We start from the raw sequence: 20,587 nt of genomic DNA, 5'->3' as shown, positions 1-20,587 counted from the left end.
GAGAGAATGCAGACAGGGCAGGGCGCCTTTTGCAGCCAGTGTGACTTGCCAAGTCGGCGACAAGCTGTAAAATCGCCCGCTTTTTCACCGCCTTGATAGTGGGGAATTATGCCATTTCGTCGTCTGAGAGTGCGCCAATACTACGTCCGGCTGGCCTGGGGCCTGCTGGCAGGCCTGCTGCCCATGGTGCTCGGGCTCTCCATCTCCATCTGGCAGACCATGAGCGGCGTGACGCAGGATGCACAGCAGCGTTTGCTGCATGCCCAGTACATGTTCGACCGCACCCTGGACAACGCCAAGCTGGCCGCCTCGGCGGTAATGGGGAGCCTCGGCAAACCCTGTCTCGAGGTGGTACAGGGGCTGCGGGATCAGGTGGCGACGGTGCCGGATGTGCGCAGCGTCAACCTGACCGAGGGGGAGACCATCTACTGCACCTCCCTCTATGGTCCGGTCAAGGGGCATATAGATCTCGACGACTATGTGGAGGGCAGGCTCGATCTGATGCGAGGCAACCCGGTCACGCCGAAGCGACCGCTCATCGTCTACCGCCAGGAGGCGGGAAAGCACAGCGTGCTGGTGGGGGTGGATGGCTACTACCTGCTCAACATCTTGGACATGATGAGCCGTAACTCCCCCATCGGGCTGGTGGTCGGGCCGCAGATGCTGCTGCGAGACAGCCAGCTCACCGATCAGTTGCTCACCCCTGGCACCGACGGCTATCTGGAGCAGGCCTCCAGCAAGTATCCCTTCAAGGTGGTGACCGCCCTCTCGAACCGCGACTATGTCGCCCACCTGTGGGATTACTCCAAGGTCAGCCTCATCCTCTACCCCTTGCTGAGCCTGCTGTTTGGCTGCTGGGTGTTCTGGTTGACGGGGCGCGCCGCCTCGCCGGCCCAGGAGCTGAAACGGGCACTGGCTCACCAGGAGTTCATACCCTATCTGCAGCCCGTGGTCACCGGTGAGGATGCCCACTGGAGCGGCTGCGAGGTGCTGATGCGCTGGCAACACCCGCGCCAGGGCATGATCTCGCCGGATCGCTTCATCCCCATGGCGGAGGAGTGCGGCCTCATCGTCCCCATGACCCGCTCCCTGATGAAGCAGGTGCGCGAGCAGTTCGCCGGCCGGGTGCATATCCTGCCCAAGGGGTTCCACTTCGGCTTCAATATCAGCGCCAGCCACTGCAAGGACTTGAGCCTGGTGGAGGATTGCCGTGACTTCATCGACGCCTTCAAGGCCAACCCCATCAAGCTGGTGCTGGAGCTGACCGAACGGGAGCTGATCGTGGCGGACGAGACCACGGATCGGCTGTTCGCCGAGTTGCACGCCCTCGGGGTCTTCATCGCCATCGACGACTTCGGCACCGGCCACTCCAGCCTGGCCTATCTGCAAGCCTTCCAGGTCGACTTCCTCAAGATCGACCAGAGCTTCGTCGGTATGATTGGCTCGGATGCCCTCTCCAGCCACATCGTGGAGAACGTCGTCGATCTGGCGACCCGGCTCGAGCTGCAACTGGTGGCGGAAGGGGTGGAGAACGAGGTACAGGCCGCCTACCTGCGCGAGCACGCGGTGACCTTCCAGCAGGGCTATCTCTACGGCAGGCCCATGCCGATGAAGGCCTTCATCGGCGAGCTGACCTCCTGAGCAGGCAGGGCGTGTTCATATCGCGGCCAACCTGGCCGCCAATAAAAAAGCCAGCGACCCAGGTCGCTGGCTTTTTGCATTCGAGAGGGGTTAGAGCATGCGGGCGAGGGCGCGGCAAAGACGCTTGATCCCCTCCTCCGTCGTGGCTTCGTCCACGCAGGAGAAGCTCAGGCGCAGGGTGTTCTGTATCTCCGGCCGAACGTAGAAGGGGGCGCCGGGCACGAAGGCGACCTTCTCCTTGATCGCCTCGTCGAACAGGGCCATGGCGCTGACGCTCGAAGGCAGGGTCAGCCAGAGGAACATGCCCCCCTCCGGGCGGGTGTAGCTGACCCCTGGCGGGCAGTGACGGGTCAGGGCGGCTTCCATGGCGGCGCGCTGGCGGCCGTAGACCTCCTTGATCTTCTCGAGGTGAGTATCGAGGGAGTTGTCGGTCAGGAAGCGGTGCAGCACCTGCTGGCTGAAGGCGTTGCTGTGCAAATCGGTGGCCTGCTTGGCGATGGTGACCTTCTTGCGCAGCCAGTCCGGTACCAGCATCCAGCCGAGGCGGAAGGCGGGGACTACCGTCTTGGAGAAGGATCCGAGCAGTACCGTATTGTTCGGGGCCAGCTTGGCGATGGGGGGCAGGTGTTCCCCCTCGAAGCGCAGCTCGCCGTAGGGATCGTCTTCCACCATCAGCAGCTCGTGACGCACCAACCGCTCGGCCAGGGCCTCGCGGTTGGTGCGGCTGTAGGAGACGCCGCTCGGGTTCTGGAAGTTCGGCACCCCGTACAGCAGCTTGGCGCTCGAGCCCTGCTCCAGCAGCGCATCCAGCGCGGCCAGATCCAGCCCCTCTTCGCCGAGGGTGATGGGCCTGAAATTTGGTTGATAGACGGAGAACGCCTGAATGGCGCCGAGGTAACCCGGCTCTTCGATGATGAGATCCTGCCCCTCGTCTACCAGCACCTTGCCGAGCAGGTCCAGCGCCTGCTGGGAGCCGCTGGTGATGAGGATGTTGTCCGGATTGACCTCCATGCCGTGGCGGCTCAGGTAGCGATCGGCGATGTACTGGCGCAGGGGGGCGAAACCCTCCGTGGTGGCGTATTGCAGGGCGGCGGCCCCTTGCTCGCGCAGCACGTCCTGACAGGCCTGATCGATGGCCTTGACCGGGAACAGGTGGGGATTGGGCAGGCCGCCGGCGAAGGAGATGATCTCCGGATTGGCGGCGACTTTCAGGATTTCACGGATAAACGAAGGCTCGACTTTCTCGAAACGCTGGGCAAAAAACGGCTGCATAGGGTTCTCTCTGACTGGGGGGCGGTCGCTCCATTCAACCGCCACGTTATCCGTTTGTATCAGATTTGAAAAATGAGGCAATGGCCGTCACAAAAATAGATAAAAAAGGGCAGGTTTGGCACCTGCCCGTATTTTATGGCCCGGCGTGACGATTCGGGCGTCGATCCCTCTGTCAGGCCGGTTTCTCGCCACCGCCGCCGAGAGCCGGCACCTTCGATGTGAAGTCGCCGCTCATCGGCTCGGGGTTCAGAGACCCGGTTCCTTCAGGAAGCGGATCATCAGATCCGTGTTGGCGCCGAGTTGTTGCTGCACCCGGCCCGGGAACAGCTCGGCCATCTTGTCGAGACGGTCGTGCTCGGTGTGCCAGATCTTGCCCCACTGGGTCTCGCCGTCCCGATCGCAGGCGCTCTTGCTGGCCTCGTCGTAGCAGTCCCACAGCGCCGGGTTGGTGCTCTGGGAGTAGCCGTCATAGCCATCGGCCCCATCTATGGTGAAGTTGGTGGCCTCCACATAGGCGATGGGCACCCCGAGGCAGGCAAAGGGCGCGTGATCCGACCAACTGCCGGTCTCCCCCTCCGGATAGCCCGGGTAGCTGGGGTGAATGGCAAAGGGGGTGGCCGTGGTCTTGGAGAGCGCCAGCAGGCGATCCCGCACCTTGGGATCGAAGCTGTAGCGGCTCGGTTCGGCACAACCGTATTCGGCCACGTCCGAGTGGGCGGAATGGACATAGACGATGTCGCCACCGGCTATGGTGTCGTAGTTCACCATGGCCAGCAGCTGGGCGGTGGCGGCGCCGTCCAGGCTGGCGGCATAGGCCTTGGAGCCGTTGAGGCCGTTCTCTTCCGCCCCGAAGAAGGCGAAGCGCACCGTGTAGGGCAGGGTCTGGCCCTTGAGCGCCTCGGCGACCGCAAGGAGGGCGGCGACCCCGGCCCCGTTGTCGGTGGCCCCTTCAGACCCCTTCTTCTCCCCCGTGCTGTCGTAGTGGGCACCGATGAGGATCACCTTGTCGCTCGTGCCCTTGAGCTCGGCGACGATATTCTGGGACTGCTTGCTGGCGCTGCCCTTGGTGTAGGTGAAGGGCTGGTTCTGCACCTCATAGCCCCAGCCGGCCAGGTGATCCTGGATCCAGGTGGCGGCGCGGGTCTCGGCCTCTGTGCCCGTGGGACGGGCGCCTATGCCCTCGGCGCTGGAGCTCAGCTGCACCAGATACTCATAGGCCTGGGTCGCGGGGGCGGGGGGCTGGGAATCGTTGTCCGATGGGTTGCACCCGGCCAGCAGGGTCGCGATGGCCAGGGTCAATAGGGTTTTCTTCATACTGCAATCCTTTGTTGTGTATGGCTTTATTATCAGAGATCAGGATGCACCCGACCCCAGGCAGATTCTGTGAGTGAGGTGGCATTTGTCAATCACGAGGGCGGAATTGGTCGATGGCGGGGGATTTGTTGCGCGAAACACTTGCGCCTTGGGCCTATCTTGGGATAATTCGCTCCCCGGTTTTTGCGCACTGATGCAATAACGAGCAATCCATTAATGTCGCCTGGGATCCAGCGCGATGAGATAACGAGCTATTTACTATGTCTGTGACCCAAGATGTGTTTAACGAAGACGGCAAGTTCATGCGCAAGGTTCGCAGCTTCGTCCGTCGCGAAGGCCGCCTGACCAAGGGGCAGGAGAAGGCCCTGGAAGAACTCTGGCCGGTCATGGGCATCGATTTCGCACCGGCACCGCTGGACATGGTGGCGCTGTTTGGCCGCGAGGCCCCCGTGGTGCTGGAGATAGGCTTTGGCATGGGCGCCTCCCTGGTGGAGATGGCCAAGAATGCCCCCGAGAAGAACTTCATCGGCATCGAGGTGCACTCCCCTGGCGTGGGTGCCTGCCTTGGCACCGCTCAGGAAGCCGGTGTCACCAACCTGCGGGTCATCTGCCACGATGCGGTGGAGGTGCTCGAGCACATGATCCCGAACGGCTCGCTGGCCTGCCTGCAGCTCTTCTTCCCGGATCCCTGGCACAAGAGCCGTCACCACAAGCGTCGCATCGTGCAGCCCGCGTTTGCCCAGGCCATTCGCCAGAAGCTGGCCATAGGTGGCGTCTTCCACATGGCCACCGACTGGGAGAACTATGCGGAGCACATGCTGGAGGTGATGAGCGCCGCCGAAGGCTATGAGAACACTGCCGAGAGCGGCAACTGGGTGCCCCGTCCCGAGTGGCGCCCTCTGACCAAGTTCGAACAACGTGGCCACCGCCTGGGGCACGGAGTTTGGGACCTGATATTCAAACGTGTTAGCTAAATCACCCGTCAACTAAGGAGCTGTCATGGCCAATCGTAGTCGCCGTCTGCGTAAGAAACTGCGCGTCGATGAATTCCAGGAAATGGGGTTCGACATCAGTTTCAACTTCCCGGTCGGCACCGCCGAAGAGACCATAGATAACGTGGTCGATGCCTTCATCGATGAAGTCGTCGAGCCGCGCAAACTGGCCTTCGCCGGCTCCGGTCATCTGGCCTGGGAAGGCATGGTCTGCACCCAGCAACTCGGCAAGTGTACCGAGGAAGACCGCGCCGCCGTCCAGTCCTGGCTGGCAGGCAAGGGGTTGGAAGCCGTGGTGGTCACCGAGCTGTTCGACCTCTGGTACGGCGAACCGGCCTGAGTCAACACGCCCGCAGGGCAGCAGGAAAATCCCGCCACCGGCGGGATTTTTGTCGGTGGGGATAGCCTCACCGGTTTTTGTCATGGAATCGTCGATGGTGTTGTCATCCGAATTACTGGCCAGCATTCTTGAGCAGGTTCGCCCCTTGCTGGGGCAAGGCAAGGTGGCCGATTACATTCCCGCACTGGCCCAGGTGCCCGCCGACCGGCTCGGCATCGCGGTCTGCACCGTGGAGGGGGAGCTGTTCACCGCAGGTGACGCCTTCGAGCCCTTCTCCATCCAGAGTATCTCCAAGGCCCTGAGCCTCACCTTGGCGCTGACTCTCTATCAGGAGGAGGAGATCTGGGCCCGGGTCGGCAAGGAGCCCTCAGGCCAGCCGTTCAACTCCCTGGTGCAGCTCGAATTCGAGCAAGGCATACCGCGCAACCCCTTCATCAACGCCGGCGCCCTGGTGGTGAGCGATCTGCTGGAGACCCGGCTCACCGCCCCGCGCCAGCGCACCCTGGAGCTGGCACGCCGCCTCAGCGGCAACCCGGCCATCATCGCGGATCAGGTGGTGGCGCGCTCCGAGTATCAGCACGCCGCCCGCAATGCCGCCATCGCCTATCTGATGAAGGCCTATGGCAACTTCGAAAACGAGGTGGACAAGGTGCTGCAAAGCTACTTCAATGCCTGTGCCATCCGCATGAGCTGCGTCGATCTCGCCCGCACCTTCATCTATCTGGCCAATCGCGGGGTCCCGCTCGGCGAGAGCGCACCCCTGCTGCCGGCCCGCAGCGCCAAGCAGGTCAATGCCCTGCTGGCCACCTGCGGCCTCTACGACGAGGCAGGAGACTTCGCCTATCGGGTCGGCATGCCGGGCAAATCCGGGGTCGGTGGCGGCATCATGGCGCTCATTCCCGGCGAGTTGTGTGTCTGTGTCTGGTCACCCGAGCTCAACAAGGCCGGCAACTCCCTGGCGGGGACCGCCGCCCTCGAGTTGCTGGCGGAGCGGCTCGGGCGCTCAATTTTTTGATGTTTGATTGTTCACTTTGGAATCGAGAATCACCATGAAACGAGTTATGACGCTGTTGCGGACCGCGCTGGCCGCCCTGTCACTGTGGAGCGCCCTGCCGGCCTTCGCCGGTGAGTTGCCGCCGCTCTCCGTGGCCGATGCCACGGCCAGGGAGGCGGTCATCCTGGATACCCGTCCGAGCTACTTCTACCAGGGCTGGCCCATGGCGGACGAGAAGCAGGGTGGCCACGTCGCGGGGGCGGAAAACCTCTCCGCCGAGTGGAAATACAGCGACGAGGAGTGGGTCAAGGCACTCAAGGACAAGGGATTGTCTGCGGACAAGCCGGTGGCGCTTTATGGGGAGTCCCGCGGCGTGGCCGAGGTGGCTCGCCTGCTGCGCCAGCAGGGCATCAAGCAGCTGTTCGAGCTGCAGGGCTGGAAGGAGGCTCCTCGCGAGCACCTGGCCCGCTGGCAGCAGCTGGTCCATCCCCTCTGGCTCGCGGACCTGCAGGCCGGCAAGCCGGTGGTGGCCGCTCCCAAGGGGGACTGGAAGCTGTTCGAGGTGGCCTGGGGCGCGCCCAAGGCCTACCTGCTGAGTCACATCCCAGGGGCCGGCTACATCGACACCAACAGCCTGGAAGCCGAGCCGCTGTGGAACAAGGTCTCTGACGAGGCGCTCAAGAAGCTGCTGCTGGAGAACGGTATCCGCCACGACACCACCGTCATCCTCTATGGTCGCAACACCATGGCGGCGGCCCGCGCCGCCCACCTGATGATGTATGCGGGGGTGGAAGACGTTCGCCTGCTGGACGGCGGCCTGGATGCCTGGTTCGTGCAGCATTTGCGTACCGAGACCGGTCTGGCCAACACCTTCAAGCCCGTCAAGGATTTCGGGGTTACCATACCGGCGCATCCCGAGTACTACACCACGCTCAGTCAGGCGAAAGCGCTGCTCAAGCAGCCCGATGGCGCCCTGGTCAGCGTGCGTACCTGGGACGAGTTCGTCGGCAACACCTCGGGCTACAGCTACATCAAGCCCAAGGGCGACATCCCTGGTGCCAAGTGGGGTAGGGGCGGCGTGGATGCCAACAGCATGAGCGACTTCCACAACCCGGATGGCACCATGAAGCCGGCCCGGGAGATCCTCGCCATGTGGGACGAGTGGAATATCGAGCCGACCCAGCAGGCCGCCTTCTACTGTGGCACCGGCTGGCGTGCCTCCGAGGCCTTCTTCTACGCCTGGCTGATGGACTGGAAGCGGATCAGCGTCTACGACGGCGGCTGGTACGAGTGGAGCATGGATCCCAAGAACCCCGTCGTCACCGGCGAGCGTCAGCCCAAGAGCTGATGTGCCAGTATCCCCAGGCAGAGGCCGGACAGATGTCCGGCCTTTTTTATTTTCAGTGATCATCTGTGCCGCATAATTGGCATCAGGCAGAGGATCATGGTGGTGGTTCTTATTTCTATGCACCGCTTATTCGGGAGCGGATGGCTGAGCTAGGCTTCAAGCAACATCCTCGCCGTGAGGGTGCGGGAGGGAGAAGAGGCCAGCGATGAAACGACTGATGATGATCCTGGTGTGCCTGCTGGGAGTGGTTGGGTGCAGTTCCCAATACATCATGAGCACCAAGGACGGGCGTATGATAGCCACCGACAGCAAACCCAGGCTGGACGAGGACACCGGCATGTATCGTTACTACGATGCCGAGGGGCGGGAGATGCTGATCAAGAAAGACGACGTGACGCAAATCATGGAGCGCTAAGGCATTCTGGCCGCGGGCCGTGGGGCATCTTCGAGGGAAGATGCCCTTTTTCATGGCGACGCCGCGCGTCGGAACTCGGGCCCGCGTGGCGTGGCGAGGCAGTGGTGAGATGTAAATCCTTTGTTAAATAAAAAGGCAATTTTTTCCAATACCTATTCATATTGAGGGTGGTTTCATATGACCTCTTTCTTACAAGGAGGTCATGGATGGATACGGTTTTTTGGCCGAGGCGAGCCGGTCACCGCGTCGAGATGATGACGCTGGTCGCGCCCCCCGGCATGTCGCCCGGGTTGAGGGAGGATATCAGCCTGGTGCTGAGCATGGTGGCAGGGCTGCGCCAGCTGGAGGAAGGGGGAGCCGGGGCGGCCCCCCTGAAAAGTGGTCTGCACAGGGCCTTGATGGTACAGCTGAGCGACATGGCGAATCGAGCCGAGGAGCCGGAAGTGGCCAGGCTGTTAGGTGCTTTGGCCGAGAGTCAGGGCGGTGGGGAGGGGGCGCGCCTGATGGCCGCCAGGCTGGCCCAGGGGGATGAGCAACACCTGGTGGCCCATGTCGGCCCGCTTGCCACCTGGCTTGGCAAGTCTCGCCAAACCTGGATGTCGGCATTTTTCGCGACCCCCAATCCCGAGCTGCAGTCTTGGTCAGACTGCGTCGATGCCGGGTTGCAACATGCCTTGCCACGGCTCTGCGAGCGCCTTTGCGCTGGATTGATCGTCCTGCCGGGTTGCGCCTACAAGGTGGTGGATCTGTTTGCCATTGCCGGGGAGGCCAATGGCTTCCCCAAGCATTTCGCCTATTTCATGCCCGAAGATCAGGGGATCAAATATGCAGCGGACAAGAGAACCATTGTCTTTGCCAACACCTATCGCCAGTTGCATCTGATGGCGGGAGCCCCGTTGGCGGGATGGCTGGGATGGGCAGGGCGCGATCTCCCCGATGCCCGGGAGCTGGATCGCTATCTGCTCGGCTGGTTTCGGGGTCACGATCTGGGGCATGGGCTGGTGCTGCCGCAGACGGACTATGCGGCCCTGAGTCGTCATGACCGTTGGGGCTCCATGGTGATGCAGGAGGCGGTGGCAGACACCCTTGGCTTCCTGCTCTGTTGCGATCCCTCCATCGCCAGCAGCCTGGGGCTGGAGCGTGACAAGCTGTGCCGCTTCTATTGCCTGGAACTGCTGCGTTACCTGAGGCGAGGGCCGTGCGAGTTTCCCGATGCCGGTTCCGCCTATGTGCAGCTGGCCTTGCTGGCTGAGCAGGGCATTCTGTGGCGAGAGGGGGAGTCCCTGCGCATCGATGAGCACAGGCTTGAACGAGGGATGTGGGAGATCGCCGGGCAACTGCTGACTCATGTGATGGGCGGCAATGTGGCGGCCTTTGCCGACTTCTCTCGCCGTTATGCACCTCATCTGCAGCCGGCCGACCGGGATCTCTACTTCGGGTTGGGGCCCTGTGATCGGGTACTGGCTTATCATCAGCCTCTCAGGGAGGAGCGACAAGATGGCATTTTATAATGGTTTTTTATTGAGTCTCTCCCTGTGCCTGGACATAGGGCTGGCCAACATGGCGATGATAACGCTGGCCATGTCTCGCGGTTTTTCCCATGGCTTCTGGCTCGGGGTGGGCACCTGTGTCGGTGATCTCATCTATGCGGTGCTCGCCATGGCGGGCATGGCGATACTGCTGCAATTTGAAGCGGTGCGCTGGAGCCTCTGGATCTTCGGCTCGGTGACCCTGCTCTGGCTGACGGTCAAGATGGGGCTCTCGGCGCTGAGGGCGCAGGGGGGAGAGCTCGATGGCATGGCCCAGGCCGGCGGCCGCTGGCGCCTGTTCGGCCGGGGCATGGTGCTGGCGCTCTCCTCGCCCAGCGCCATCCTCTGGTTTGCCGCCGTGGGGGGCGCCATCATAGCGCGACAGGGGGCGGATCCGCTCAATGCGGGGCTCTTCCTCTCCGGCTTCTTCACCGCCGGGATCTTCTGGGCCCTGGTGCTCTGCACGCTGGCCTATCAGGGCGGGCGCCTGCTGGGGGAGAAGATGGTGCGCTTCTCCTACCTGGCGTCGGCCCTGATCTTCGCCTACTTCGCCTGCTACGTGATCTACCAGGGCTATGGGGAGTTTGTTCTGGGGGCGCCGTAACGACTGGGAGTGATCCCCATGACGCGGCGAAAGGCGTTGCTCATGTGGCTCTGGTCATAGAAGCCCAGCGCTAGGGCCACCTGGGCGGGCCTCTCTCCTTGCAGCAGGCGGCGACGCGCCTCCATCAGCCGCAACTGGTTGAAGTAGTGGATGGGGGGGACATGGAACACTTGCTGGAAGCTGCGCACCAGATGGAACTTGGAGCAGCAAGCGATCTGGCACAGGTCATCCAGGCCGATCTCCTGGCTTAGGTGGCTGCGCATGTAGTCCAGCAACTGCGGCAGACGCCCCTGCAGCAACTTAGGGTGGGGAGGGGCGATGCGTTGCAGGACAGCCAGCAGTCGCACCAGTCCCTCCTCCTGCTGGTTGGCGGATGGGGATCGGTGAAGAGCCAGCAGGGCGTTGAACAGGGTCTGGTTGTTGTGGACCCCTTCCTGAAAGGCGGGGGCGGTTCGCCCGAGCAGCAACCCGGCTTCACCCAGCAGATCGCTCACCCACTCTGTCCCCAGGTGCAGGCTGATGAACCGGGTCTCCCCCTCGAAGCGGGAGGCTTGCATGGTCAGCGGATTGTAGAGAGTGACCTGGCCGGGTTCGACCACCTGCTCCCGACCATCGAACCAGATATGTTCGCACCCGCTGAGGTTGGCCGACAGCACATACTCTTCGTGGGTATGGCGGGGATATCCCCCTCCCTGGCTGCTGATCAAGGCGAGTTCCAGCTGTGGTTGACGCGCAACCACCTCCATTCTTGGCGACATGGCACATCCTTGTGCACTTGCGGACGACAGGGCTCCTGTTATAACAGGTTTTCTGGGAGTGAAGTATTCGAGTGAGAATCATTTTGACTAAAAAAGAGGGCAGCCCGCGGGCTGCCCTCTTTGCATGGAGACTGGTGCTGGAGGTTAGAGATCTATTTCCGCCACCTGGCGATTGACCTGACCGGCGAACAGCTGGTGGAAGCGGGAGCCCGGGTTCGCCAGCAGGCTGACCGGTGAACCCTGCTCCACCACGCCGCCGGCCTCCATCACCACCACCTTGTCCACCGACAGCAGCGGCTCCAGATGGTGGGCGATCACCAGATAGCTGGCCTCCGGCCGGTAGCGATAGAGCAGCTCCGCCATCTTGCGCATGCCGATGTGATCGAGATCCGAGGTGGCCTCGTCCAGCACGATGAGCGGGCGGCGCGACAGCAGGATGCGGGCGATGACCAGGAGTTGGGTCTCGCCGGCGGAGAGTTGTAACTTGTCGAGATCCTCGTCCAGCCGGCCGGCGCAGCGCTCGGCCAGCCCGACCCTGGCCAGGGCTTGCTCCAGTGCCTCGTCGCTCTGCTCGGTGAGCGGCGCCAGGTTCGCGCGCAGTGTGCCGAAGAAGGTGAGGGGGATCTGGGAGACGGTGTCGTAGAGATCCCGCACCGCCTCCGGCGCCAGTGCCGACAGGGGTTGATCGCCGTAATGGATCTCCCCCTGGGAGCTGGGGTACATGGCCTGCATCACCCCGAGCAATGAGCTCTTGCCCGCGCCGGTGCGGCCGCAGACGCCGACTTTTTCCCCCGGTGCCAGCTCGAAGTTGACCTTGTGCAGCGCCCACTGGCTGGAGCCCGGATAACGCAGCCCCAGATTGTCGAAGCGCACCTTGGGATGGGGACATGTCAGGGCTTCCCCTGTCTGGCGTTCGCTCTCGATCTCGCTGTATTCCCGCACCCGCTCCACCGCGTTCATCACCTGCTCCACTTCGGCGAAGTTGCGAATGAGGGAGTTGAGCATGGCGGAGGCGGTGAAGGCGTAGGTGATGGCCACGGCCCCCAGCAGTGAGCTGCTGCTGAACGCCACCATCAGCGCCACGGCCCCCACCAGGGCGGCGGAGAGCAGGGTCTGGTACATGCCGAGCCAGCGGTTGATGGAGGTGGTGGTGTACCAGCTGCGCAGGTTGTTGTCATAGTGGTGCAGCACCTGATCCAGCGCGAAGCGCTCGGCCCCGGCCAGGCGCAGGGCGGGGGCGCCGCGAATGGTCTCGCTGATGCTGATGTAGAGCGGCGAGCGCAGCACGGATGACTGGCGCCTCAGCTTGAGCTGCACCGCCCGGTAGCGGCGTTGCAGCCCATAGAGCGCCCAGCCCACCAGGGGGGCGATGAGCAGCAGCAGCGGCATGTTGACGCCGATCACCACCACCTGCAGCAGCACGGAGATGAGCATGGCGAACAGCCCCATCAGCATGGGCAGCAAGACCTCCTGGGCTTCCCCCAGATCCCGGTCGAAGCGGTTGAGGATGCGCCCCTGGGGCACCTTGTCGAAGAAGGCCATGGGGGCGCGGCTGATGCGGCCCAGCATGCCGTCGAACAGGGTCCAGGCCAGCTTGAGGCCGAGTTTGTAGTTGATGACCCGCACCACCATGATGCAGACGAGGGAGCCGGCCCCCAGCAGCACATAGATGCCGAGCAATGAGCTGACCTCGCTCACCTCGGCCTTGCCGCCGAGCCAGAGATCCGAGGCGATGCGCAACCCCTCCTGACCAAGCGTGAGCAGCAGGGCGATCAGGATGGCGCCGGGGGCGGCCAGGCGCTGCCACATGAAGCCAAACAGAGCCCAGTCCACCTTGCCCTCCACCACCTTCTCCTCGCTGAACTGCTCCGCCTCTTGGGGAGCCACCAGGGGAGCCGGCTGCGGGTGCTGGATGAGATCCACGAGCTGATGGGCGTCGAGCTCGGTCAGCTGGCCCTGCTCGATGCGGATCACCCTATCGCAGTGGGCCAGCACGTCCGGATCGTGGCTCACCAGCAGCCGGGTCGGGCCCGGCTTGAAGGCCAGGCCCTGCTCCAGCACCTGGGCCGAGACGATGGGGTCCAGCGCCGACAGCGGGTTGTCCAGCAGCAGTATGTCGGCCCTGGCGTAGAGGGCGCGGGCCAGGGCGACCCGCTGCTGCTGACCGCCGGAGAGGCGGGTGCCAAGCTCCCCGACCAGGGTCTGATCGCCATGGCTAAGCAGCTCGAGGTCGCTCACCAGGGCGCAGGCGCCGAGTACCCAGTGGTAGCGCTCCTCATCCCATTGCTGGCCGAACAGGATGTTGTTGCGGATGCTGTCGTTCATCAGCCAGGGCTTGTGGCCGAGGTGTGCGACCCGGCCGTGGCGGCGGATGCTGCCCTCGAAGTCGTTGTCAAAACCGGCGACCAGGTGCAGCAGGCAGCTCTTGCCGGCGCCCGTGGCCCCGGTGATCCCCACCAGTTCTCCCGGCGCTATGGCGAGGCTGACCCCTTGCAGTACAGGTTTTTGTTGGTGCAGTGCGGTGACGTTGTCCATCCGCAGGGCGCCGAGCGGCAGGCTGGGGTCACCGAGGTCTCTGTGTTGTTCCGGGCTGTTGAGGAATTCGCACAGCCGGTTGAAACCTGTGTTGAAGTTGATCAGGGTGCGGATGAGATAAGGCAGCCTCATCATGGGGATCCGCAGCACGGCGAACAGGGCTATGGTGGTGAACACCTGGGGTAGGGTCAGGCTCTGGCCCGAGGCCAGATAGGTGGTGAAGGTGGCGAGCGTCACCAACAGGGGGGTGCTCATCATCAGAAAGCTGTTGATGGCATCGAGCTTGAGCACCCGGCCGAGCACGCCGAGTTCGCGCTGGCGCTTGGTGTTGGCCGCCTGGGTGAAGAAGGCGCCGAGCCCGTTCTGGCGCACCAGGCGCAGCTTCTTGATGTACTCGGCCAGTATGCCGTTGCGGTCATCTTGCTGGCGCTTGAGCTGCTGCTCCTGCTGATTCATGCGGCGCACCACCCGGGTGGAGACCAGCAGCAGCAGGGCCAGCACGGCGAAGCCCACCAGGCCCGCGCTGCCCACCTGCCACACCAGCAGGGCTATGGTGCCGATGAGTTGCAGCGCCATGGTGAGCGGCATGGCGGGATCCGCCAAGATCCAAGTGATGTCCCACACGTCCCGGTTGATGAGGTTCTGCACCCGGCCACCGGCCCTGTCATCGAAGCTCTTGCCACCGAGCTTCATCACCTTGGCGAGCAGGGATTCCGCCAGCAGCCGGCGAATGGGCACGTGCATCTTGAGGGCCAACTGCAGCGAATGCTCCGCCAGCATGCCGGCGGCCAGCACGGAGGCGAACAGGGCGAAGGCCAGCAGCAGCTTGTGGCCGGTGGAAGCACCGGCACCGAGCTGGGTCATGCTGTGGTTGAGCAGCCAGGGGCTGGCCAGGGTCGCCAGCATGCCGAGCAGTTGCAGCAGGGTGAGCAGGCCAATCCGCCCCTTGTAGTGACGCCAGATGAAGGCGGTGATGGGCCAGGGGCGCACCGGCGCCTTGGCGGTGATGGCGAGGAAGGCATCGGCGCGCTCATCGCGCCTGTCTTCCGGCAGCAGGGTGTAGAGATCGTCGAGACTGACCTGGGGCTGGCTCAGCCCCTTGCGCAGCAAGGGGCCCGTCCAGTGATAGAAGAGACGGCTCAGCCAGCCGGCCGAGATTTCCGGGTGATCCAATGGGTGATCCTTATTATTTTGTGCTGCTTCCAGGGGATGGGGCGGTTTGTTATCCGCCCTCTATATTATGTTTTTTTGCCGCGGGCCTATGCCCGGCAGGATCAGCAGTCCCGGTTCAGGCGGATGAGCCGGTCCAGGATCTGCTCACCATCGACCCTCAGGCCGTTGTGTTCGTACTCGTTGGTGATCCAGGCGCAGCTGTTGCCAAGGCCCTTGAGGGTCTCGCGGCTGTAGTCGAACTCCACGTACATGTCCTCGGCGTAGACGGCGCAGGCCACGGGTACCTGGTTGCGGGCCAGCTGCACCGGGTCGTAGAGGGGGCCCCAGTCCGCTTTCTCGGCCAGCAGGTGGGCGGCCTCTTTCAAGGGAATAAGTTCGCGGAACTGCTCGAACATCCAGGGGAAGATCATCTCGCCGGTGAAGGCAAAATCTTTGCCCGGTGCCCAGGCAAGTGCCGGAAACTCCTTCCTTACACGCTCGGCCGCCCACTGGCTAGCGGCCCCTTCGCAATAGATGAGCTCGTGCAGTATGGCGAACACCGGGTTGGTGTTGAACGGCTGCATGGCCTGCACCTGATAGAGGAAGGCGGGGTTGAGCTTCTCGCCGATGAAGGCATCCTCCAGCAGGTAGTAGAGCTCCTCGAAGGCGCCGCTGGCACCGAGATCCAGCCCCTGTTGCTGCAACTGCTCCACCGTCAGGCGCTGGCCGTTCGGCAGGCGCACGTCGTGGCGCTGCAGATGGGTCGCCAGCCGGTTGGCGATGGCCTGGGCGTGGGGGAAACGCGCGAAGAAGGCGCGGTTCTTGTCCGCCACCCTCTGGTAGGTGGCGCGGTACACCTCGTCCGCACTGCGACCTATGGGGGCCACCCCACCGGTGAGGTAGACCTCGTGCAGGCTGTCCGGGAACAGAGAGAGGTAGGTGAGGCTGCAAAAACCGCCGAAGCTCTGGCCAAGCAGGCTCCAGGGACGGTCCGGGCTCAGCTGCTCGCGGATGAGCTCGGCGTCCCGCACTATGCTGTCGGCGCGAAAATGGCTGAGGTAGTCGGCCTGTTGGCGGGGGCTGAGGTGAGCCAGCAATTCGGCGTGGATGGGGGTGGAATGGCCCGTGCCACGCTGATCGAGCAGCAAGACCCGGAACTCCTGCAGGGCCCGCTTGATCCAGCCGCCGTTGGAGCTCGGGCGCGGGGCGCCAAAGCCAGGGCCCCCTTGCAGATAGAGCAGCCAGGGCAGCTCGTCGTCCAGCCTGTCCTTGCGACAGAGGGTGCGACCGAACAGGGTGAGGGTCGCCTCGTCATCGGGCTGCTGGTGGTCGAGGGGCACGGTGAAGAAGTGTGGCTCGCAATGGATGCCATCCAGCACGTAATGCAAGGGGCTGCTCATCTGGGGTCTCCCTGGGGTCGGAAATCGTCGGCCTCATCATAGCCCTGGCACGCAGGCTGGTCACGCCGGTTTTCTGGATTGTTAATGCATTGCTGAGAGACGGTTAGCATCCATTGGTTTCATCCGGGCCATGGTCGAAAATTTACCCGTCAAAGGCCATTGACGGGGGACCCTGGCCGGTCAAAGATGAGCCGCCTGCCGAGGAGGGCAGGGGATGCGCACCCAGGTGCACAAAAGGATGAGGTGGGCTCGATGAAGCCTAGATGGATAAGGTTCAGGAAGAGAAAGAAACCGACGGATCCCGAAGGGGTGCTGCAGGCGGGGCTGCTGATGTTCAGCGCCACCTGCGGGGCCACCCTGCTGCTGGCGGCCTGTAATGGCGGCTAGCCATCGATAATGTAAAAGGCCCGCTCACTGAGCGGGCCTTTTACATATGTGCTGCTCTCGATCCCGGGTCGGCTCCGAGCAAGCGGACCAGCCTGAAACCCTTTGCCGGCGCGGGTTTGCGGTATGGGAAGGGCTGCTGCTATGGTCAAGAGACGGCTCTGTTCATCGAGGGAGGCGATCATGAATAGTCGTGAAAAAGTATTGGCTCATCTGGCCACCGATCACCGGGTTGCAGGATTGACCGCTGGCGAGGCGCTGGCCGGCATCAGCCACTCGATGAGCTCACTCCTGCTGCAGCAGGATCAGCACTTCTTTCGCAGCCATGCGGACGATCCCTGCCACGAGGTGGCGCGGGCCTGCTCCGCCGGGCACGTCTGGCACGGGGACGAGAATCGCTATTAGGGAGGCACGATCAGGATGACAGAATGCGAAAAGGCCCGCTCAGATGAGCGGGCCTTTCAAATTTGGCTCCTCCTACTGGACTTGAACCAGTGACATACGGATTAACAGTCCGCCGTTCTACCGACTGAACTAAGGAGGAATTGTTGGTGCCCAGAGACGGAATCGAACCGCCGACACGGGGATTTTCAATCCCCTGCTCTACCGACTGAGCTATCTGGGCAACGGCGCGCATTAAACCCTTTCTGGACTGAGGTGTCAACCACGGGGTGCAGATTGTGGTGCCGTTCGCTCGATAACCGAACAATCCGGCCTACTGCCGAGGATTTTTCTCCGTATAAGCCAGCAGAGCGCCCGCTTTTTCAGCCACTTGCCATGAAAAAAGGGGCCAAAGGCCCCTTTGCATCTGGCCTGCCTCAATGACGGCTGACGATGATCCGGCCCGTGCTCATGTCCCTGGCCTGACCGGTGACGCTGATCTTGAGGCCATATTCGGGTAGCAGCCGGCCCGCGTCCGGGATCGCCTCGCTCTGGTAGCTGCGGGAATCCTTGAACACCCGGTTCGGGGCTATCCAGAAGTCCCGCAGCAGGGAGCCGCTCGGGTGGGTGAGATCGAGGGGGCGCTGGAAGCCCAGGCTGAAGGTGGCGTCATGGATCTGGTAGCGGGTGCCGGCGACGGCGCCATCGCTCCAGTGCAGGGTGCGCTGATCTCCATCCACCACTCCGAGGAAGCCCTCGCCCGGATGTTGGCCCACCCAGTTGTTGCTCTGGCTGTTGTCCACGTACCAGAGCAGCAGACCCGGCTCGTAGCGCATCAGCTGATCCGCCACGTTGATGTGGGCCAGCCCCTTGTCGACCCCGGCGTGGTTGCGCCACTCGGCGAGATAGTAGTGATCCTTGGCCTCCTTGCCGTTGCTCTGCACGAAACCGGCGAGGGTGAAGGCGGAATGGCCCTCGGCGCCATCGCTGAGCAGGGTTTCCCCATCGGCGGTCACCTGCAGTTCATCCACGAACAGGCCGTTCTCGGCCACCCCCGCATCGCTCTGGTATTGCAGGCTGAGGGTGATGTGCTGGCCAGCCCAGGGGCCGAGATCGAACTCGGCATCGGTCCAGCCGCCTGAGTCCCCCGTGATGCCGACTCCGAAGCCCACCCCGTTCGGATCGTCCGTGCGGGTCAGGTTGCCCGGGATGGGCTCGCCGTTGACCAGCACCCGCGCGTAGTCGAAGCCCTCCTCAATCTGGTACCAGGCCTTGAAGGTGAGGCTGGCGCTCTGCCTGCCGCTCAAGTCCAGCGCCAGAGTCATGCGGTTGTCCAGGTTGTTGCCCTTGCCGCCATGGTATTGGTACTGGCCGGCGTAGGGCGGGTTCAGGGGGATCTGCTTGGGGGGCAGGTTGATACGCACCACGTCGTCGTTGCGCCCCTTGTCATTGGCCTGATCCAGCATGTAGACATTGCCGCGGGCACTCAACTCATCGACGTGCACATTGCTGCCGTGCAGCCAGTTGCCGCCGAGAGAGGCCTGCAGATACTCCTTGGCCCAGGCGGAGAAACCGGTGGGTTCGGTGCCGCCTATCACCCCGGCCCAGGAGCCGGAGGACATGATGGACCAAGTCGCCACCGGTTCCCCCTTGCCGCTGTACTTGGTGTCGTACTCATCCGGCAGCCCCAGATCGTGGCCATATTCGTGGGCACAGACCCCGGCCGCCGCGTCTATGGGCTGGATGGTGTAGTCATAGGCGGCATACTGACCGTCGAAGTTGCCGTTCGGGCTGCTGGTGCCCGGGATGGGGTAGGGGGCGCCGAGATTCCAGCGGTGGGCCCAGATGGCATCTTCGCCGAGATCGCCACCGCCCGCCTCCTCCCCCACGCTGGAGTGGAAGATCATCAGGTGATCGATGAGGCCATCCGGCTCGTTGCGATTGCCGTTGCCGTTGAGATCGTAGCGGTCTTCCTGATCAAATTCGGACAAGTCGATGGCGGGATCACCGGCGACCTGGGCAAGCGCCTCCTTCACCAGCTCTCGCACCGCTGTCTCGTTCTTGTTGCTGCCGTAGTAGGTGGCGCTCTTCTCGGCGGTATACCAGCCCGCCACCTGACCGCGCACGCTGTAGCTCTGGCCGGACTGTTGCTCGTAGAACTGGCGCATGGAGATGAAGCGCTCGCCGTTCGGGCCCGCGTAGCCCTTGGCGGAGAACAGCAGGTCGTTGTAGTGGGCCGGGTTGTAGTCCGGGTAGTACATCTTGGTGAGCTCGGGGCTCAGGCTGTTCTTCGGGTAGTCGGGGAAGTCCACCAGGATGGCGAGGATCTTGTCCTTGCGCATCTTGCCCCTGTAGGTCTCCTTCTCGATGGCCTTGAGCAGCAGGGTGGGCACCCGATCCCCCGGACGCGCCGTGCCATTCAGCCGGATCTTCTTGAGGATGGTCTCCCGCACCTTGCCCTCCTTCTGGGCCAGGCTGCCGCTGCTGCCGGGGTAGGTACGGGCCTTCTCACTGTAGTAGCGGGCCAGGGCGGCCTGTTCCTGCTCCGGGGAGGCCAGGGTCGGGATGCGGCCGCTCTTCTTGAGCATCTCCAGCACCTTCGCCTCGTCGGCGAGGGGGGCATCGAAGGGGCCGTGGGCCGGGGCGGCCAGGGCGTGGTTTCCAATCATAAGGGTCGAGCCGATGAGCAGGCTCATTATTGTTTTTTTGGGCATGACTATGTGCTCCTTCACATGATCAAAAAGGGAGCCCACCAGGCTCCGCTTTCCTGGCGGGTGATGATTCACCCGCGTCCCTTGATACCTGCATGGGCGCTGTTTGTCACCCAAGTGGCGATGGCGAAAGGGACTGCCTTTTTTATGATCCACTGGGTCCTGACGCTGAGGTGAACGCGGGTGGCGGTGTGATCTGTTGATGGGGTGTGCACTGCTGGTTTATTGCGCTGTTTGAGCCTTTTTCCGGCCACCACCATTTGGGAGGGGGACGGCCCGCCACTTATCTTGGATTGCCGCATTGAGCCCGCAGGGCTCTGCGAGTATGCTTGGCCGCAACTGTGCCCTGGCGGGCGAGTCGCGCTCACTGGCGCGGTGCCTGGCCAGGTGTCGACATCCATCCAAGAGCGTCTGGGGTTTATATGAGTATCAATATGCAAGAGTGGCGCGAAGAGACCACCGCCATCGTCAACGAGCTGCTGGCCGACGGCAGCAATCCGGATGTGGACTACGAGATCGAGCACCACTTCGCCTGCCAGGATTTCGATCTGCTGGAGAAGGCCGCGGTCGACCTGTTCAAGGCCGGCTTCGAGGTGACTGACGCCGAAGAGATGGAGCTGGATGACGGCGCCACCATCTTCTGCTTCGATGCCACCGTCGAGCGCAAGCTGGAGATAGAACCCATCCTGGCCGACATCGAGAAGATGCTGCCCATCCTGGAAAAATACGGTGTGGACTACGACGGCTGGGGCACCTACTTTCAGGAGTAAGTCGCGCAACCCGGCCTTATTGCAAAGATGCTGTCCACGGTCTTGAA

At 63.1% G+C, this 20,587-nt stretch carries 17 protein-coding genes and 2 tRNA genes; 11 read left to right on the top strand and 8 right to left on the bottom strand.

Going from position 1 to position 20,587, the window contains the following annotated elements; all coding sequences use genetic code 11:
- The first annotated feature begins 108 nt into the window (after positions 1 to 108).
- Positions 109 to 1,641: an EAL domain-containing protein gene (locus ACT5M9_RS07440; protein WP_457980668.1), complete on the top strand. Its 1,533-nt coding sequence runs from the start codon at positions 109 to 111 to the stop codon at positions 1,639 to 1,641.
- 90 nt (positions 1,642 to 1,731) lie between these two features.
- Here the strand turns inward: ACT5M9_RS07440 and ACT5M9_RS07435 are convergent, their stop codons facing one another.
- Together ACT5M9_RS07435 and ACT5M9_RS07430 are read right to left on the bottom strand one after the other, a co-directional pair.
- On the bottom strand, positions 1,732 to 2,913 hold the full coding sequence (locus ACT5M9_RS07435; protein ID WP_457980670.1) for an aminotransferase-like domain-containing protein: 1,182 nt from the start codon (positions 2,911 to 2,913) through the stop codon (positions 1,732 to 1,734).
- A gap of 246 nt (positions 2,914 to 3,159) precedes the next feature.
- Complete coding sequence (locus ACT5M9_RS07430; protein ID WP_457980672.1) at positions 3,160 to 4,227, bottom strand: M28 family metallopeptidase; 1,068 nt, start codon at positions 4,225 to 4,227, stop codon at positions 3,160 to 3,162.
- Between the two features lie 260 nt (positions 4,228 to 4,487).
- Between ACT5M9_RS07430 and trmB the strand changes: the two genes are divergently transcribed.
- From trmB to ACT5M9_RS07395, 7 genes are all read left to right on the top strand, one after another.
- Positions 4,488 to 5,201, top strand: coding sequence for a tRNA (guanosine(46)-N7)-methyltransferase TrmB (gene trmB / locus ACT5M9_RS07425; RefSeq protein WP_438551808.1), 714 nt, complete (start codon positions 4,488 to 4,490; stop codon positions 5,199 to 5,201).
- A 25-nt stretch (positions 5,202 to 5,226) separates the two neighbouring features.
- Positions 5,227 to 5,559: a YggL family protein gene (locus ACT5M9_RS07420; protein ID WP_438551809.1), complete on the top strand. Its 333-nt coding sequence runs from the start codon at positions 5,227 to 5,229 to the stop codon at positions 5,557 to 5,559.
- Positions 5,560 to 5,653: 94 nt separating this feature from the next.
- On the top strand, positions 5,654 to 6,574 hold the full coding sequence (gene glsB, locus ACT5M9_RS07415) for a glutaminase B (RefSeq protein ID WP_457980674.1): 921 nt from the start codon (positions 5,654 to 5,656) through the stop codon (positions 6,572 to 6,574).
- Between the two features lie 34 nt (positions 6,575 to 6,608).
- Positions 6,609 to 7,901, top strand: coding sequence for a rhodanese-like domain-containing protein (locus ACT5M9_RS07410; protein WP_457980676.1), 1,293 nt, complete (start codon positions 6,609 to 6,611; stop codon positions 7,899 to 7,901).
- A 205-nt stretch (positions 7,902 to 8,106) separates the two neighbouring features.
- Complete coding sequence (locus ACT5M9_RS07405; RefSeq protein ID WP_438551812.1) at positions 8,107 to 8,316, top strand: YgdI/YgdR family lipoprotein; 210 nt, start codon at positions 8,107 to 8,109, stop codon at positions 8,314 to 8,316.
- A 206-nt stretch (positions 8,317 to 8,522) separates the two neighbouring features.
- Entirely contained in the window at positions 8,523 to 9,827 is a 1,305-nt protein-coding gene (locus ACT5M9_RS07400; protein ID WP_457980678.1) for a DUF8614 domain-containing protein, read from the top strand.
- Entirely contained in the window at positions 9,814 to 10,449 is a 636-nt protein-coding gene (locus ACT5M9_RS07395; RefSeq protein WP_457980680.1) for a LysE family translocator, read from the top strand. Before ACT5M9_RS07400 ends, ACT5M9_RS07395 begins: the two co-directional genes overlap by 14 nt.
- Here ACT5M9_RS07395 and ACT5M9_RS07390 read toward each other — a convergent pair.
- From ACT5M9_RS07390 to ACT5M9_RS07380, 3 genes are all read right to left on the bottom strand, one after another.
- Positions 10,419 to 11,207, bottom strand: coding sequence for a helix-turn-helix domain-containing protein (locus tag ACT5M9_RS07390; protein ID WP_457980682.1), 789 nt, complete (start codon positions 11,205 to 11,207; stop codon positions 10,419 to 10,421). The genes ACT5M9_RS07395 and ACT5M9_RS07390 overlap by 31 nt on opposite strands.
- Positions 11,208 to 11,351: 144 nt before the next feature.
- Positions 11,352 to 14,915, bottom strand: a complete 3,564-nt coding sequence (locus tag ACT5M9_RS07385) for an ATP-binding cassette domain-containing protein (RefSeq protein WP_457980684.1) — start codon at positions 14,913 to 14,915, stop codon at positions 11,352 to 11,354.
- Between the two features lie 101 nt (positions 14,916 to 15,016).
- Complete coding sequence (locus tag ACT5M9_RS07380) at positions 15,017 to 16,294, bottom strand: alpha/beta hydrolase (protein WP_457980686.1); 1,278 nt, start codon at positions 16,292 to 16,294, stop codon at positions 15,017 to 15,019.
- Between the two features lie 252 nt (positions 16,295 to 16,546).
- On the opposite strand from ACT5M9_RS07380, the gene ACT5M9_RS07375 reads away from it, so the two are divergent.
- Both ACT5M9_RS07375 and ACT5M9_RS07370 read left to right on the top strand, forming a co-directional pair.
- Complete coding sequence (locus ACT5M9_RS07375) at positions 16,547 to 16,681, top strand: hypothetical protein (protein ID WP_438551818.1); 135 nt, start codon at positions 16,547 to 16,549, stop codon at positions 16,679 to 16,681.
- Between the two features lie 180 nt (positions 16,682 to 16,861).
- A complete protein-coding gene (locus ACT5M9_RS07370) occupies positions 16,862 to 17,083 on the top strand; it encodes a hypothetical protein (protein WP_349919355.1) in 222 nt (73 codons plus the stop codon).
- Positions 17,084 to 17,146: 63 nt separating this feature from the next.
- Here ACT5M9_RS07370 and ACT5M9_RS07365 read toward each other — a convergent pair.
- The 3 genes from ACT5M9_RS07365 to ACT5M9_RS07355 all read right to left on the bottom strand — a co-directional run bounded on the left by ACT5M9_RS07365 (position 17,147) and on the right by ACT5M9_RS07355 (position 19,773).
- Positions 17,147 to 17,222, bottom strand: a tRNA-Asn gene (locus ACT5M9_RS07365).
- Between the two features lie 5 nt (positions 17,223 to 17,227).
- Positions 17,228 to 17,303, bottom strand: a tRNA-Phe gene (locus ACT5M9_RS07360).
- Positions 17,304 to 17,496: 193 nt separating this feature from the next.
- Positions 17,497 to 19,773 carry an immune inhibitor A domain-containing protein gene (locus ACT5M9_RS07355; RefSeq protein ID WP_457980688.1) on the bottom strand — a complete coding sequence of 759 codons (2,277 nt, stop codon included), beginning with the start codon at positions 19,771 to 19,773 and terminating at the stop codon, positions 17,497 to 17,499.
- Between the two features lie 431 nt (positions 19,774 to 20,204).
- On the opposite strand from ACT5M9_RS07355, the gene rraB reads away from it, so the two are divergent.
- Positions 20,205 to 20,540 carry a ribonuclease E inhibitor RraB gene (gene rraB / locus ACT5M9_RS07350; protein WP_349922543.1) on the top strand — a complete coding sequence of 112 codons (336 nt, stop codon included), beginning with the start codon at positions 20,205 to 20,207 and terminating at the stop codon, positions 20,538 to 20,540.
- Positions 20,541 to 20,587: the final 47 nt, after the last annotated feature.

It is taken from the genome of Aeromonas sp. AE23HZ002T15 (genome assembly GCF_054165525.2).
Note: the sequence above shows the minus strand (reverse complement) of the source record. Positions and strands in the feature narration are given on the sequence as shown.

Coding starts and splice junctions, on each gene's coding strand:
- ACT5M9_RS07435 (WP_457980670.1), bottom strand. CDS start 2,913: ATGCAGCCGTTTTTTGCCCAGCGTTTCGAGAAAGTCGAGCCTTCGTTT.
- ACT5M9_RS07405 (WP_438551812.1), top strand. CDS start 8,107: ATGAAACGACTGATGATGATCCTGGTGTGCCTGCTGGGAGTGGTTGGG.
- ACT5M9_RS07430 (WP_457980672.1), bottom strand. CDS start 4,227: ATGAAGAAAACCCTATTGACCCTGGCCATCGCGACCCTGCTGGCCGGG.
- ACT5M9_RS07390 (WP_457980682.1), bottom strand. CDS start 11,207: ATGTCGCCAAGAATGGAGGTGGTTGCGCGTCAACCACAGCTGGAACTC.
- glsB (WP_457980674.1), top strand. CDS start 5,654: ATGGTGTTGTCATCCGAATTACTGGCCAGCATTCTTGAGCAGGTTCGC.
- ACT5M9_RS07440 (WP_457980668.1), top strand. CDS start 109: ATGCCATTTCGTCGTCTGAGAGTGCGCCAATACTACGTCCGGCTGGCC.
- ACT5M9_RS07420 (WP_438551809.1), top strand. CDS start 5,227: ATGGCCAATCGTAGTCGCCGTCTGCGTAAGAAACTGCGCGTCGATGAA.
- ACT5M9_RS07355 (WP_457980688.1), bottom strand. CDS start 19,773: ATGCCCAAAAAAACAATAATGAGCCTGCTCATCGGCTCGACCCTTATG.
- rraB (WP_349922543.1), top strand. CDS start 20,205: ATGCAAGAGTGGCGCGAAGAGACCACCGCCATCGTCAACGAGCTGCTG.
- ACT5M9_RS07410 (WP_457980676.1), top strand. CDS start 6,609: ATGAAACGAGTTATGACGCTGTTGCGGACCGCGCTGGCCGCCCTGTCA.
- ACT5M9_RS07375 (WP_438551818.1), top strand. CDS start 16,547: ATGAAGCCTAGATGGATAAGGTTCAGGAAGAGAAAGAAACCGACGGAT.
- ACT5M9_RS07400 (WP_457980678.1), top strand. CDS start 8,523: ATGGATACGGTTTTTTGGCCGAGGCGAGCCGGTCACCGCGTCGAGATG.
- ACT5M9_RS07380 (WP_457980686.1), bottom strand. CDS start 16,294: ATGAGCAGCCCCTTGCATTACGTGCTGGATGGCATCCATTGCGAGCCA.
- ACT5M9_RS07370 (WP_349919355.1), top strand. CDS start 16,862: ATGAATAGTCGTGAAAAAGTATTGGCTCATCTGGCCACCGATCACCGG.
- ACT5M9_RS07395 (WP_457980680.1), top strand. CDS start 9,814: ATGGCATTTTATAATGGTTTTTTATTGAGTCTCTCCCTGTGCCTGGAC.
- trmB (WP_438551808.1), top strand. CDS start 4,488: ATGTCTGTGACCCAAGATGTGTTTAACGAAGACGGCAAGTTCATGCGC.